This window comes from Acinetobacter halobius (genome assembly GCF_044130335.1).
GTDB lineage: Bacteria > Pseudomonadota > Gammaproteobacteria > Pseudomonadales > Moraxellaceae > Acinetobacter.
The window spans coordinates 25,025-40,307 of record NZ_JBIQOD010000018.1; the positions used below are offsets into that span (position 1 = coordinate 25,025).

General features: G+C 41.7%; 10 protein-coding genes. 8 read left to right on the forward strand and 2 right to left on the reverse strand.

Features of this window, described 5'->3' with window-relative positions; all coding sequences use genetic code 11:
- Nucleotides 1-45 precede the first annotated feature (45 nt).
- Together ACE01U_RS13930 and ACE01U_RS13935 are read right to left on the reverse strand one after the other, a co-directional pair.
- On the reverse strand, nt 46-1,047 hold the full coding sequence (locus ACE01U_RS13930) for a helix-turn-helix transcriptional regulator (protein ID WP_005234808.1): 1,002 nt from the start codon (nt 1,045-1,047) through the stop codon (nt 46-48).
- Nucleotides 1,044-1,970: a diguanylate cyclase domain-containing protein gene (locus ACE01U_RS13935; RefSeq protein WP_395579763.1), complete on the reverse strand. Its 927-nt coding sequence runs from the start codon at nt 1,968-1,970 to the stop codon at nt 1,044-1,046. Before ACE01U_RS13935 ends, ACE01U_RS13930 begins: the two co-directional genes overlap by 4 nt.
- Before the next feature lie 324 nt (nt 1,971-2,294).
- Between ACE01U_RS13935 and ACE01U_RS13940 the strand changes: the two genes are divergently transcribed.
- The 8 genes from ACE01U_RS13940 (at nt 2,295) to ACE01U_RS13975 (ending at nt 15,283) form a co-directional block, all read left to right on the forward strand.
- On the forward strand, nt 2,295-4,781 hold the full coding sequence (locus ACE01U_RS13940) for a TonB-dependent receptor (RefSeq protein WP_395579764.1): 2,487 nt from the start codon (nt 2,295-2,297) through the stop codon (nt 4,779-4,781).
- Nucleotides 4,782-4,857: 76 nt separating this feature from the next.
- A complete protein-coding gene (locus ACE01U_RS13945) occupies nt 4,858-6,837 on the forward strand; it encodes a phytase (protein ID WP_395579765.1) in 1,980 nt (659 codons plus the stop codon).
- A 113-nt stretch (nt 6,838-6,950) separates the two neighbouring features.
- The gene (gene tolQ / locus ACE01U_RS13950; protein ID WP_049590884.1) at nt 6,951-7,649 is read left to right on the forward strand and encodes a protein TolQ; all 699 of its coding nucleotides are present in this window, start codon (nt 6,951-6,953) and stop codon (nt 7,647-7,649) included.
- A 12-nt stretch (nt 7,650-7,661) separates the two neighbouring features.
- Complete coding sequence (tolR, locus tag ACE01U_RS13955) at nt 7,662-8,108, forward strand: protein TolR (RefSeq protein ID WP_034171509.1); 447 nt, start codon at nt 7,662-7,664, stop codon at nt 8,106-8,108.
- Nucleotides 8,105-8,866: an energy transducer TonB gene (locus ACE01U_RS13960; protein ID WP_228146972.1), complete on the forward strand. Its 762-nt coding sequence runs from the start codon at nt 8,105-8,107 to the stop codon at nt 8,864-8,866. The genes tolR and ACE01U_RS13960 overlap by 4 nt, the downstream gene beginning before the upstream one ends.
- 492 nt (nt 8,867-9,358) lie before the next feature.
- A complete protein-coding gene (locus tag ACE01U_RS13965) occupies nt 9,359-12,571 on the forward strand; it encodes a TonB-dependent receptor domain-containing protein (protein ID WP_395579766.1) in 3,213 nt (1,070 codons plus the stop codon).
- A gap of 329 nt (nt 12,572-12,900) precedes the next feature.
- A complete protein-coding gene (locus ACE01U_RS13970) occupies nt 12,901-13,719 on the forward strand; it encodes a Slam-dependent surface lipoprotein (RefSeq protein ID WP_086208624.1) in 819 nt (272 codons plus the stop codon).
- Nucleotides 13,720-13,789: 70 nt separating this feature from the next.
- On the forward strand, nt 13,790-15,283 hold the full coding sequence (locus ACE01U_RS13975; RefSeq protein WP_395579767.1) for a surface lipoprotein assembly modifier: 1,494 nt from the start codon (nt 13,790-13,792) through the stop codon (nt 15,281-15,283).

The window sequence follows — 15,283 nt, forward strand, 5'->3', positions numbered from 1 at the left end:
GCGTTACAACAGCAATATCCGTGATTTTTTGGGGAAAATAAGTGGTTAGGACTGTGCAGCTTGTACCGTTAAACCACTCCAACGCTTAAACGCACGTCGAAAATTAGTGGCATCGTTAATTTGTAAATACTGAGAAATCTGTTCAGTTTTAAAACCATGCACACGATATAAAATGATGGCGGTATGCAAACGACTTTGATCGAGTTGCGCCTGAAAATGGGTCTGATGCTTTTTCAGTTTACGTTTTAAGGTGGCAGAACTCATTTGAAAATAATCAGCAGTTTGTTCAAGTTGAATATTATTTTGAATATTTTGCATGAAGTATTGATGCAAACTGAGCAAAAAACTCTGTTGAATATTTTGAGCTGTCATTTCTTTCAGCGCATGTTGATAACTGATTGCAGCTAAGGTCGAAGAGGCATTGGGAAGTTTTTCATGGACCAAGTCACGAGGCAGGCTCATCATGTTGATCGGGCGATTAAATTCTAAAGCACTGCCTAAATGCGTCCAATATTGTTCAATATAATCCGGTTCAGAAAAATTAAATTCGAATTTCCACGCTAACTTGGTTTGATACAGTTGACGGCTAAATGCTTGTATTGCACTCATTGCGCTTTCGATTAAAAAGCGATTTTCAAGCTTGTTTTCATCTAACCAATAAATATGAATATGGCTTTGACTATACATGAGTCGAGGGCATAACCACGGTGAAACAGATGCGGAAAATGTTAAATAACGGCTAAGCGCCTCATCAAAGGTCGATGCATACAGCATGGATTTAATGGCGTCATTAAAGGGGGTGGTTAGGCTGCGTTGACCGAATAAAAAACTGATGTCCTGATTGCGAAAACACTGCTCTGCATTTGTTAAAACCTGTTGTAACTGTTGCTGGCTAATCAGCTTTTGCCCTGAAAAGATATCTTCCAAGAAAATACCGCTACCACTGAGTAGGACGTGATGTTCGACTTCATGGCTGACTGCTAAATCAATTAAAATAGACAATTGATGATGCGCAGGAATGTAGCTGTAGTCGCATTCAAAGCTCATACGGTGACTCGCTTTGGTGAGTAGTATTGCTTCACTTGGAGCAATTGCTGATTTAAGGCACTTAAAAGTTGCTGAGCAGTTTGGTATTGCCCGACTGAACAGCAGGTCGTGAGTGCTTTTAAAGGAATGTGTGCGGACAGATCACGTTGATAATAAGCACTGACCATAAGCATGCGCTCAAGTTGAGCTGCTATTTTTTCAGCATGTTGTAGCTTCGTCTCTGGTAACAGCATAATAAAACGATCTCCTGCGAAGCGGCAGAGCAGGTCTTGTGGTCGTAAGTTTAAGCTAATCAATTGTGAAACATGCTGTAAAATAGATGTGCCTTCATCAAAACCATGTGTTTGATTAATCTGATTAAAATTATGCATATCTAACAATATGACGGACATGTCGCTGGGTTCATGCAAGTTTTGCTCAATTGCAGCTTTGAGCTGTGTTTTAAAGTAATGAGCATCGGCCAAAGGGGTGAGTGCATCGAATAAACGATGATCCCGATAAATACGTTCTCGTTTTTGCATGTGTTTAGAAATCGCCAGTTCTTCTTGATGCCAAAAATAAATCCCGATGGTAAATAGGCACAGTCCAATTGGAAAAGGAATGGACTCAAGCCATGCATCCCACATGATTTCTTTAGGTAGGCGAATAAACTCATCTAAGCTGTCCATCCACATATGGAAAAAAATAAAACACAGTCCATAAAAGATATAGTTAGTTACACGGCCCAAAGGACGGCTTTTAATAATAAAGAAAATCCAAATACCAATAAAAACAGTTGCTCCCCCTTCACCTAAAATATCGACCCAGTTCCATTCAGCAAACGACTTGCTCTGTCCAAGTAAGATAAACAACCACAGGGATAAGCTACAGGCAGTCGCTACACATAACAAAGGCCAGCGGTAGTAAGCAAAGTATTTAGGCATAGCATTTTTTGAAATGATTTATTTTCGCCCAAGCTAAACAGATTTAGATGACAGTTTGATGGCAAAGGCTAGAGTCAAAATAGATCAGTGTATTTTTGCTTTTTGAGAATAAAAATGCTGAAAAACCCTATCTTTGTGGTGAATATGCATCATTCTGTATGCTCAGAATTTTCTCTATACAGATCAAATTAGCTCACTTTTTACTGAAAATGGCCAAAAACAAATAAAAAGGGCAGGTGGTAAAAGGCACTGTCACATCATGTTCACATTCAATTTCTATTGTGCGTTCAAACCATGCCACTTTGGCTTGAGGGGAAGAACATAATGCAAAATAATCAGAGCCGTTTCATGAAACATAAGCGTGCGGGTTTTCAGCTCAGCACACTGGTCCTGTCAATGCTGAGCATGACGCATCTACATGCCGAAGATAACACGGTGGAATATGTACAGGTCATTGGCCAAGCTGCAAGTATGGATAAAGCACTCAAAGAACAAAAACGTGCCGACCAAATCAGCAGTGTGGTACATGCCGATGGCATTGGACAATTACCCGATGACAATGCCGCAGAAGCTTTGCAACGGATACCGGGTGTATCTACAGAGCGTGACCAAGGCGAAGGACGTTTTGTTTCAGTTCGTGGTTTAGGTGCAGACTTAAATGCAGTGACCATCAATGGTACTTTGGTTCCCGCGCCTGAAAGCGATCGCCGTGGCGTGGCATTGGATGTCTTACCATCAGAGCTGGTGCAGTCTTTGGCTGTGGTGAAAACGCTGACACCAGATATGGATGCCAACTCATTAGGCGGTACGGTGCAAGTCGAAAGTTTATCAGCCTTTGACCATGACGGTTTGTTTTATACGGGAACGGTTGAAGGTGGTTATGATGAAAAACGGGAAAAATATAGCCCTAAAGCATCGGGTGCCATCAGTAACCGTTTCAGTGTTGGTGAGGGGCAAGACAACCTTGGGGTAGCGCTGGCACTGAGTTATCAAAACCGAAAATTTGGCTCGGACAATGTTGAAACGGGTGGGGCTTGGGATGGCGACGCACTTGAAGAAACCGCAATGCGCCAATATGACATCGAGCGGGAGCGCATTGGTGCAGGGCTGAATTTTGATTACCGCCCCAATGACACAGGCGAATACTATTTAAGAACGTTATATAGCCGATTTAAAGATACCGAATCGCGTCAAGAAGTTTCAGTTGAATTTGCCGATCCGCAAACTGCGGGGCAAAGTGGAAATGCAGAAGTCACTCGCTCATTAAAAAGCCGTGTTGAAACGCAAGAAATTCAGTCCTTTGTTTTAGGGGGCAAGCAAGGTTTCGGTACTTGGACGGTGGAAGGTCAACTCGGTTATAGCGAAGCATCGGAGGAAAATCCGGGTGGTATTTCGGGGGCGAAATATAAAGCTGAGTTTAGCAATCTTGGCTTTAGCAGCACCCAAAAGCCAGTTGTAACAGCAGATCAAGATTTTTATGATGCTGCCAACTATGAGCTAGATTCGGTGTCGTGGGAAAAGTCTAAAACCACCGATAAAGAATACAACGGTAAATTAGACTTTTTAAAAGACTATATGTTGGGGAATTATGCTGCTGCATTGAAGTTCGGGGGCAAAATCAGTCAACGTGAGAAAACCAATAATACCGATGAATGGAAATATAAAGACCTCAGCACGTCAAGTTCAGATTTCAATTCAAACAGTCACTATGAACTGGGACAGTTTGGTCCAAGCATCAATGAAAATGCCATTCAGGACAAAATAAATGGGCTAAACGCTGCTGATTATGTGGTTGCGGATGGCTCCATCATTAATGACTTTAAGTCAAATGAAGACATACAAGCGGCTTATGTCATGAATACGATTGATTTGGATCAATTGCGTGTGATTGCTGGTTTACGTTATGAAAATACCAACTTTGAAGCACGTGGTTTTGAGTTTAATGATGATGTGATCACTGCGACCAAATATGAAAATGACTATGATCATTGGTTGCCAAGCTTACATTTGCGTTATCAATTGGCGGACAATACCTACCTGCGTGCGGCATGGACCAATAGTGTCGTGCGTCCGAACTTTGCGCAAAGTGCGCCAGGTGTTTACATAGATGGTGATGAAGCTGAGTTTGGTAACCCAATGTTAAAGCCTTTAGAGTCTTCTAACTTTGATTTGGGTGTAGAAAAGTATTTTGGCAAAGCCAGTATGGTGAGTTTTTATAGTTTTTATAAAGATATCGACAATTTTATCTATAACACCAATATTGCAGGGACAGGTCAGTGGGCTGACTTTGATGAAGCTGTGACTTATAAAAATGGTCAAAGTGCCAAACTCTATGGAATGGAGTTTGCCTATTCACAAAAATTTGACCACTTAGGAGCACCATGGAACGGGTTCTTGTTGGGTTTAAATACCACCTTTAGTAAGTCAGAGGCGGATATTGATTCGATGAAAGATGGTGAACTTCTGAGTCGTCGTATTCATTTGCCAAATCAGTCGGATGTGGTGGCGAATGCGATGCTTGGCTGGGAAAATGAACGTTTTGGTGTACGACTTTCAGCAAATTATAAATCGAGTTATCTGTATGAACTTGGTGACATTGATACGCCTGAAAAAGATATTTATACCGATGACCAAATCTTCCTTGATTTTAGTAGTCATGTGAACTTATCTAAAAACTTACAGCTCAAGTTTGATGTACAAAACATCACCGATGAGCATTATTACAACTATGCAGGTTCGAAGGCTTATAACGCGCAATATGAAGAGTATGGCCCAGCTTACAAACTGGCACTGACCTATACCCATTTTTAAGTCGAATTAAATTTAGTACTCAGGTTTGCTCAACAGAAGCAGACCTGAGGTTCCTTGCCCAATTTTGAGTATCTCTATGAAATTTTCATCTTTTAAATGGTCTGCTTTAAGCAGTTGCTTGCTGTTATTGAGCGCATGCAGTCAGCACAGCGTGCCCCAAGCTCCGCAAAATAGCCAGTCGTTAAGCTCGGTTGAAATACCAATAGATCAGCCTATGGCAGCGAAGTTGCAATTACGTGAAGTCGACATGAATGGGGCGAAAACTGAGGATGTGCAATGGTTAACCTTGAGTGCATGGCCTGAAGTTGCCGCACTGTTGAGCAGTAAAAATAAAGGGCTACAAATTTTAGATGATCAACAAAATGTACTACATCAAATTCAAGGTCAGTTTGGGCGTTTTGATTATCGGATTGGTTCGGAGCGTTTATTGATTGCTGCGTCGAATTTGCAACAACAGCAAATTCAACTGATGAGCATGAACTTAAAAAATAAAGCATGGGACAAGCCTAGTTTTATTCCAAAGCGTTCATTTAAGTCTGAAGATGTTTGCCTATATACCGATGCTCAAGGGCTGAGTTTTGCTTTTTTAGTAGGTGAAGAGGGGCTTGGTGAACAATGGTTGGTGGCTCAGCATGAGAAGGCTTTGGTTCAACCACAGTTGGTACGCCGTCTCAGTTTTCCACCTGCTAGTAGTGTATGCAAAGTGAATGATGCCACAGCAGAGTTGTTTATTAATGAAGCGAATGTTGGCATTTGGGCATATCCAGCTCATTCTGAAGCAGACATGGTGCGTCAGGCGGTGGATCTCGTGCAACCCTTTGGTTCGATTCAAGGTTCACCTTCTGCAATTGCGATTGTAGATGATCATGTCGCGGTACTCGATGCAGAAAAACCTTTGCTTTATCGTTATCAAAAGCAAGATAAGCAATGGAAAGCACAGCCGCCTTTACAACTAGACACGGCGAAAGAAGCAGAGACTTTGAGTGTTCAAGGTAATTTAACTGATAAATCCTTGCTGATTTTAGATGATAAAACCGTGAAAGTGACAGATGTGGAATGGGAAACGCAGACCCAGACCAAAGCCCAAAATATCATCACTATTCCAGCAGAAGTGCAGACGGAGGGTGTGCCAAGTACAGGGGATGCGGCTGATGATCCTGCGATTTGGCATAACGCTGCGCAGCCGAGTCAGTCCCGTATTTTAGCGACAGACAAACAAGGTGGCTTACAGGTCACAGACTTACAAGGCAAAACTGTGCAGTACTTGCCAGTAGGGCGATTGAATAATGTCGATGTACGCCACGGTTTTAAATGGGGCAATCAGACAGTCGATTTGGCGGTGGCATCGAACCGAGATCATAACAGCCTGCATCTCTTTGCGATTCAACCCAAAACGGGCAAGGTTTCTGTGCTTGGCGAGTTAGCAACCACATTGGATGATATTTATGGCATTTGCATGTACCGCGACGCTCAAGGGGAAATTTATGCCATTCCCAACGATAAAAACGGGACTTTTGTTCAATACCACATCACGGCTGCACAGCAAAAATTACGGGCTGAAGAAGTACAACGTTTTTCAGTGAAAACTCAACCTGAAGGCTGTGTCGTAGACGATGCCACAGGGCGTATTTTCTTGGGTGAAGAAGATGTCGCGGTGTGGGTAAAAGATCTCAACCCAAAAACTCAGCTTCCTATGCAGCAGGTGATAGGTGTAGGAGAGGTGATGCATGATGACATTGAGGGGATGGGACTGTATCACGGCAAAAACCAAAGTTATTTGGTGGTTTCAAGCCAAGGCAATGACAGCTTTGTGGTGCTTGATGCTGCTGCACCTTACACGGTTCGTGGCGCATTTCGTATCGGCATCAATACCGACAAAGGCATTGACGCTGTGTCTGAAACAGATGGACTAGATGTGAGTTCCCTAAATTTTGGTGGCAAATGGAAGCGAGGCATGTTGGTGGTGCAAGACGGACGTAAACGTATGCCTGAAACCAATCAGAACTTTAAATATGTGCCTTGGGAAAAAATCGCCCAAGCGCTGCATTTGGACTAAATAACTCTTTAGTACTTTAGTACCTGAGTGAGTACATGGGCTGCTAAAGAATCACAGCCCATTTTAAAAATATATATGTACTGCACCATGCAGTAAAAAAATTGGAGTGCGTTATGCAAGCAACGATGGATCAAATGTCAGTTTGGATGTTGATTAGCCATGCCAGTGTATTGGTAAAAGTAGTGATGTTGATTTTGGTTTTATCCTCAGTCGTAAGTTGGTATTTAATCGTGCGTCACGGCATGTTACTTCGTGGACAAGAGCAGCTTTGGAACCGTTTTTTAAAGAATTTTAGACAGCAAAAAGATCTCAATCTTTTACAGCAAGATTACCAACAGCCTGAACAACAAAAAGGCGTTGTCAGCATTTTTCAACATGGGGTGGATGAATACCATCAATTGATCAAAGATGAGCAACTCACCACAAGTGATGTGATTGATGGGGTAGAACGTCGTTTACTCAGTAGTATCAGTGAAGAAGAAGAAAAGCTTCAGCAGAATCTAACCTTTCTCGCAACAGTCGGTTCAGTCAGCCCTTATATAGGCTTATTTGGAACGGTCTGGGGCATTATGAATGCGTTTATTGGACTGTCTGCCGTTGAACAGGCAACCCTCAATACAGTTGCACCAGGGATTGCAGAAGCGCTGATTGCGACAGCTATTGGTTTATTTGCCGCTATTCCTGCGGTCGTGGCGTATAACCGCTTTTCGGCACGTGCTGACAAGCTTTCCAGTCGTTATTACGGTTTTGCCAATGAGTTGCAAACGCGTATTTATCGTTTGTTGGGGCACACTGAGCGCACTTCGCGTTAAGGAGCAAGAACCATGATTAAGCGTCCTCAAAAATTAAAACCCAATGCTGAAATGAATGTGGTTCCTTATATTGATGTCATGTTGGTGTTGTTGGTAATTTTTATGGTCACTGCACCAATGTTGACGCAAGGCATTCAAATTGATTTGCCTAAAGTGGATGCCAATGTCATGCCCGCGTCACAACAGCAGCGTATTGTAACCTTATCTATTCAAGCCAATGGCCAGTATTACTGGAATATTGGATCAGATGTGAATACCGAGAAAGTTACGGATCAGGCCATTGATTTAGCCACTATGCAACAAAAGCTCGTTCCGATTATTCAAAAAGATAAAAGCTTACAGTTTTATGTACGTGCCGATCAGGATGCTGATTATCAACTGGTTGCACAGGCCATAGCATCCTTGCAAAAAAGTGGGGTAACGAACTTGGGGCTAGTGACAGAGGAACCACAATCATGATGGCAACCGTTTCCAAAATTAGGTTTCGTGATCAAGGCCTAGCTCTGTCGGTCACGGCTGGATTGCATATTGCGCTAATTGCATGGTTATGTACGGTTGAGATGCATGAAACATTGGCGGAACCCAAGCCGAAAACCATTCAATTACAATTTGTGCAAATACCCCCTCCAATCAAACAACAACCTGAACCTAAAAAGCCTGAGCCGATAGTCGAAGAAAAACCCTTACATGAGCCTGTCAAAAAACAGCTTGAGAAACCTACTGAAGTCCAACCGAAAACCACCAAGAAGTTTGTAGAGTCACAGAGCAACAAAATTGTACCTACAGCGGCTAAACCGACACAGCAAGTCGTGACGGAAAAGCAAACGGCAGCAGCGGAATCTCAGAAAACAGTAGATACGCAGTCTCAAGCGGATATACCAACTCAGACGAAGACCCAGAAATCAGTAGAACCTAAAGCACAAACTCATCCTGAATCATTTGATGTTAAAAATTATCAACCTGTTACAAAAATAGCACCAGCTTATCCTGAACAAGCTTTGGATCGTAAGCTAGAGGGGGATTGTACGGTGGTGTATAGCGTGAACGAAAAAGGACGGGTAGAAAATCCAAAGGCACAAGGCGACTGCCATCCGATGTTTGTACGACCTTCGATTCAGGCTGCTCTCACTTTTAAATATCAGCCTCGTCTCGTCGATGGCAAACCGACCAGTGTGTCGAATGTTAAAAATACCTTCCAATATCGCATCTCAGGTTAAACCGAATGTTTTGGGACTTATATTTTGTGAGAAATATAGCCATACATTTCTTTTAAGAATGGGCTGGAAGCGTTGTACAGCATATATTTGATACGCCATGATGCTAAGAAGCTTGAGACAAAGCTTCTTTTTTTGATGGAATACTTGACCAATCAAAATGCCTTGTTTCCCATACATGACTATTTATACATCGTGAAATGAAGACGAAAACTACAAATGCCCAAACTAGAGCGTTTGCATTCTACATTTCATGCTGTTTCCAGATATAGAACATGAGACTTAGGACCTCATTTTCTATCACAATCTTGTTATTTTATTTTTACGAGGATTGAAAGAAACCGTTATTTTTTTCTGCTTATTTCCTTTTGGGAAAAATTAAATTAATTTTTTTTGCATGTTTTTTATCCGCCACTCGTCTCTATACATACAAACAAGGGATTTATATACGCTTGCTTTGTTAATGATTATCATTTACTTATTTTGGGTCGGGGCATGGGGCATTCATCAAAACAATTTAAACAGCAGGTGACATATTTAAGTCTCTGTATATCACTAGCCATTTCATCGACATTGGCTATGCAGTCTGTTTCAGCGGCACCACAAGTTGCTGAAATGAATTACCACATTCCACAGGGTAATTTGACCAGTGCGTTGAATTTGGTTGCGCAGAAAGCCAATGTGACTTTGTTACTCGACCCGAAAAAGACCAATCTGTTCCAAGCACCTGCTTTAAACGGAAAATACACAGCCGATGAAGCTTTCCAGCATTTATTAAAAGATACGCCTTTTAGTTTGCAAAAAAATGCGACAGGTTATTTGTTAAAAGAAGCTCCGACTACATCAAAGTCAGATACAGCACAAAATAAGGTCATTGCACAAGCATTGCCTGAGTCGCAAAGTACACAGGCTCTCGACGTGGAAAACCCAAACTCTGTTCATGTACAGCTCGAAGCCCTCAGTTTTAGTGGCGAAAAAGAACGAGATGAGCAAGGCTATGATGATGTCTATGATAAAAATATTTCGACCGTCTATGCAGGCAAAGAAGCGATTGAGCGTTTTAAAGGGACGACGCCTTCAGATTTACTGAAAGGAATGTCGAATGTGTATAGTGGCGATGCTCGTAATAGTGGGGCTTTAGATCCGAATATCCGTGGTATGCAAGGGCAGGGACGTGTACCCGTCACGATTGATGGAACAGAACAGTCGATGACGGTCTGGCGTGGCTACAACGGTGCCAATAGTCGAAGTTATATTGATCCGAATTTGCTCAGCTCGATTCAAGTAGTGAAAGGTTCAGTTTTAGATCGTGATGTGAAAACAGGCATTGCGGGTGGGGTATCGGTTAAGACTTTAGAAGCGGATGATGTTGTACGTGAAGGACAGCGCTATGGTGCTGAAATTAAAGTAGAAGGCGCGACGAATACCACCAAAGCCCAAAAAATGCATTCTTATCATGGGCAAGATTATCGGGATGTCGCAGAATCTAAAGGTTGGGATAAGCTCGGTAGCTATAATGGTGAAGACCCATTGGGTCAAGTGACTCCAAAAACCAGCAGTGACAATAAACTCACACATTTAGAAGATCAGGCACTGCGTATTGCGGTGGCGACCAAACAAGATCAATTTGATTTGCTTGCAGCTTATGCCTATCGAGACCGTGGCAACTACTTTGCAGGAAAGCATAATAGTGACTTTTTTAAGCAGGGCGACCGTAGCAACATTGATTACAATACAGGGCTGGTACCTTATATGGCAACGGTCTGGCAACCGGGCAATGAAGTCACCAATACTTCTAATCGTATGGAATCTTGGCTGTTAAAGGGGAACTGGCGACCAAACGATGATCATGCGCTACAACTGACCTATCGAGATACCAACACCATTTATGGCGAAATTATGCCTTCGCGAATTATGTGGCAGACGCAGGACAATGTTCCACAGTGGCCTGTCAGCGAAGTAAGTACGAAAGCTTATAGTTTAAAATATAGATTTAACCCTGAAAATAGCCGTTGGCTTGATTTCAGTGCAAACTTATTTCAGACCGATACAGAATCACAAACCTATTCAGCAGGTGGTTTCGTGAACTGGATTTCAAAACGAGACTATGTTTGGGAAGCCAATGTTGACCGTGATGGAGATGGTGTTCGAGATAGAAGTCCAGGTGATGGTTTTACCATTCTTGACACCGCATTTACCGATGCCAAAACCACTCATAAGGGCGTGAGTCTCAGCAACAAGCTTAACTTTATGGATGCCTTAAGTTTAACTGTTGGAGCGGATTTAACGCGTGAAAAACTGACCACCAAAGATGAATATATCAACGATAGTCAGGGCACCTCTGCTTTTCGTATGTTGCCACGAGCAGGGCATCGTTCAGAAAATCAATATTGGTTTAATTTTGATTGGCAGGCGACGTCATGGCTGAACTTAACGGCAGGCGCCCGCTCGGTTTCGTATAGTTCTTTTGATGACTTTTTAAATGGCAATAAAGACAGCATTGCGGGTTTATCGGAAACCACACGGACCATTGGGCAGAAACTGTCTTATACGGAAAACGTCGATGTCTATACCCAAGAAATGTTTGATGAAATGGATCAAAATGGAGCTTTTGCTTATGATTGGGGGGGCGTTAATCTTGCGCTACGCAACCGCGCCAAACGTGCCATTGGAAAAGCCTATCAATTTAAAGGGGTACATTACTGGTATGCCGACGCAGATGGCAAGTTTCATGCAGAGAACAATCCATTCTTAAATGGAACAGTCGATTTAAGTCAAAAAGACTTGGCGCTCAATACCAATGGTCAGCCTGATGTCAGTTCTTCTGAAGTCACAGAGACTAACTCAACTGTGGTGAAAAAGAAAAAAGACCATAAAAATTGGGCACCTGCTGTTTCAGCGGCCATTACATTGAATCCGAACAACCGTTTTTATATTAACTATACTGAAGCCTATCGCATGCCGAGCATGTTTGAAACGACTTTAGGGTTTTCGGCATCACAGTCAGGTTATGATCTAAAACCCGAGCATGCCCACAATTTTGAACTGGCTTATGTATATAACATGAAGGATTTGTTTAACTTACAAAAAGGGCATGCAGACATCAAACTGGCATATTTTCATAATAAAACAGAAGATGTAATTGAACGTAATAACCAACTGAAATTTAGCAATATTGATAAACAGACAGTCGAAGGCTATGAGTTTTCAGGGCGTTTTGACAATGGTAAATACTTTACCGATTTATCCTTGGTTTATAACTCAAAAAATGAAGTCTGCGATGAAAGTTCAGGTCTGCTTGCCAGTCTAGACGCCATGACTATGTCGGGTGTAGCAAAAACCTGTATCAATTATGGTTTCCCAACAGGTTATTTGGTCAATATGGCCTTACCAGAATACCAAGCGAACCTAACCCTCGGCACACGGTTATTGGATAACAAATTAGAGCTAGGCACACGTCTGAATTATTTTGAAGGCTATGACCATCCTTATATTGGAACTGAATTGGTGGCTTGGTTTAACGCACCTTTGCAATGGGATGATACGCTAACCGTCGATGCCTATGCACACTACCAACACAGTGAGCATTTAGGTCTGGATCTAATTGGTACCAACTTAACCAATCAATACTACTTGGATCCTTTAACCCGTTCTGCGGTTGCGGCTCCAGGTCGTGCCTTTAAATTGGCACTGAGCTATAAGTTTTAACTTGAAATAGAAGGTTATTAGCTTGATTAATATATGAATATTCTAAAGCTAAATGTTTTGAAATATTCAAAGCAATACCGAAGGTTGGGCACTCTATATCGGCTGAACCTTCAGTAGCAAGTCCATGTATTCACATGTGAATGTATGGAAAATAACAAAACTGTATTCGTACAGTTTAATTGACAATTTACATAGCCCGATCTTTTTTATGCTTTACATCTAGAGAATTGAATCAAGCATAAATACAATCCAAATATGTAAATAATAATCATTAAGATTATCATTTAATTATTGATGATCTTAAATTCTAAATAAAAGGAAATGAACAAATGAAATTTAAGCAACTTACACTGGCAATGATTGCTTCATTGGGCGTAATGGGTTCTGCACAAGCAGCCTTGGTTTATGGTCAATCGGACACGACCAATTTGTTATTGGGCTCAGCGTATAACCTTTCTGGCACAGCAGCAGGGGGTGTCCAAGGTCAGTTATTGAACTTAAAAGCATCATTTGAAGATCATCTGGTTAGCTTTATTAATAATCCAAATTATGGCGGTACTTATGATCCTGCAACAGGCATCTATGGGTTGGCTGCAGGGATTGATTTGGCCAGTATTCCATTTCCACATACAGGTCTCGGTGTTTGGAAGTTCAAGAATGTAAGCCCCGCTGCAAGCAATGATGTTTGGTTTGGCGAATGGGCCAAAGAGGTGAAAGACAGTGCTGGAAACTATACAGGTGCTGCTGATGCAGCAACCCGTACAGTTTTCTATATTGGCAACAATACTGGCGCATCAGTACCGAATGCAGGTACTGCAACCTATAGCGTGAGTGGCATTAACAATGGAAACAACTTGACTGCCACAGGTGCCAATACCTTTACAGCAAACTTCAATAATGCAACTTTGACGGGCCAATTAACAGGTACAGGAACGGTAAGCAGCCTACAAGTGAATGCTGATATTGATGCAAGCTCAGCAAGCTTCTATGGAACTGCCACTGCAAATGGTTCAATCGCAGGTGATGCATCGGGTCACTTCTTTGGTAACCAAGCGACAAATACTGGTTCTTTAGCGGGTATTGCCCAGTTTGATGACCGTAATTTAGATACGGCCTTCGGTGGTGTTCAGACTTCATATACTCCCTAAGTGAAAGGCGTGAAAGACTTACTTCGGTAGGTCTTTCATATTTCTATGTTTTATCTTTTGAGTGTGAGTAATGAAAAAAAAATGGTTAATTGGCATATTCTTTTTAAGTCAACAACATATATATGCAGCAGATGACGACACTCAGTTGCGTTTAAACCAAGAATTACAACAACAGCAATTACAAATAGAACAACAGTTTAAACAGCAACAAAACATAGATTCTCATCCATTACCGACGATGGTGATTGATGGGGAGGCCGTCCAAGTTCAGCCAAATGTGGAGGAGGTTGGACGTGCTTTATACATTGCAGTCATGCAAAAACAGTGGCAGGCTGCTCAGATTTACTTAAATCGCTATTTAAATTTTAAAGATCATGACCTGTCTTTGGCTTATTTTGCGCAAGCCTCACTGGCAAGAGTACAAGGTCGGGCGCAACAAGCTGAGCACCTATTTCAGCAGGCCTTAGAATTGCAGCCTGAAAATATGATGATTCGTTTGGAATTGGCAAGATTATGGACAGAACAACAAAAAAATAAAGAAGCCAAACAGTTGTTTGAACAAGTGAAACAGCATTTAGCGGGGGCGAATGATCAAATCAGTCACAATATTAATCACAGCATCGACGCATATTTAAAAACTTTAGATCAACGTGATACATGGCAAGGCAATGTAGCTTTGGGGATACGTCATGCAACCAATATTAATAATTCTTCCGAGCGTTATACACTGGTACCCACCATTGTCGGGGTAGATGCAAATGGTGAATATATTATTCGTGACTTAAAGCAAGGTACTCCAGATCCGATTGATGCAAGTGCATTCGACTATGAAACAGTCATCAGTAAACGCTGGTCACTTGTAGGACAGCATGGATTTGCATTCAAGGCGTTGGGTTATGGAAAAAGTTATCAAAAGCAAAGTGACTATAATGAAGCTACCCTCAATTTTAATGCAGGCTATAGTTTTCAAAACCCACGTAATCAAATTTTAGTTGCACCAGTGTTTGAACATCGGCGCTATGCCAATGATACTTTGTCAAATGCTTATGGTATGCGGGCAGAATGGATGCGTTTTATCGGACAGGATAAGGCCTTAAAACTGGAAGCAGAAATTGAAGATGTCGATCATATCTTATATGAAAAACAGAGTGGCATTGAAAAGTCGATATTTGTGACCTTTTGGAAAGTTCTACCACAGCAGTGGACGTTGTTTTCAGGATTAGACTATGTCGATCACAATACCGAGGAACAGTATTTTGCAGCTTATGAACAACAAGGTGTTCGCTTTGGGTTGAGTAAACCAATTACAGAAGGCGTTAACTTGACTGTGTTTAGCTCTTTACGTTGGAGACAGTACGATCAATATGTCAATGGTTTTGGCTTTGATACCCGACGTCATGATTTTGAACAGAATTATACAGCGGTACTGCAAATGCCCAAATTCACACTATATGGTCTGACCCCCAATTTAACCTACAACTATAACCAAAATAAAAGCAATGTAGACTGGTTATATAGCAATGATAAGCAAAGTTTAAGTTTAAAGTTTGAGTACAAATTTTAA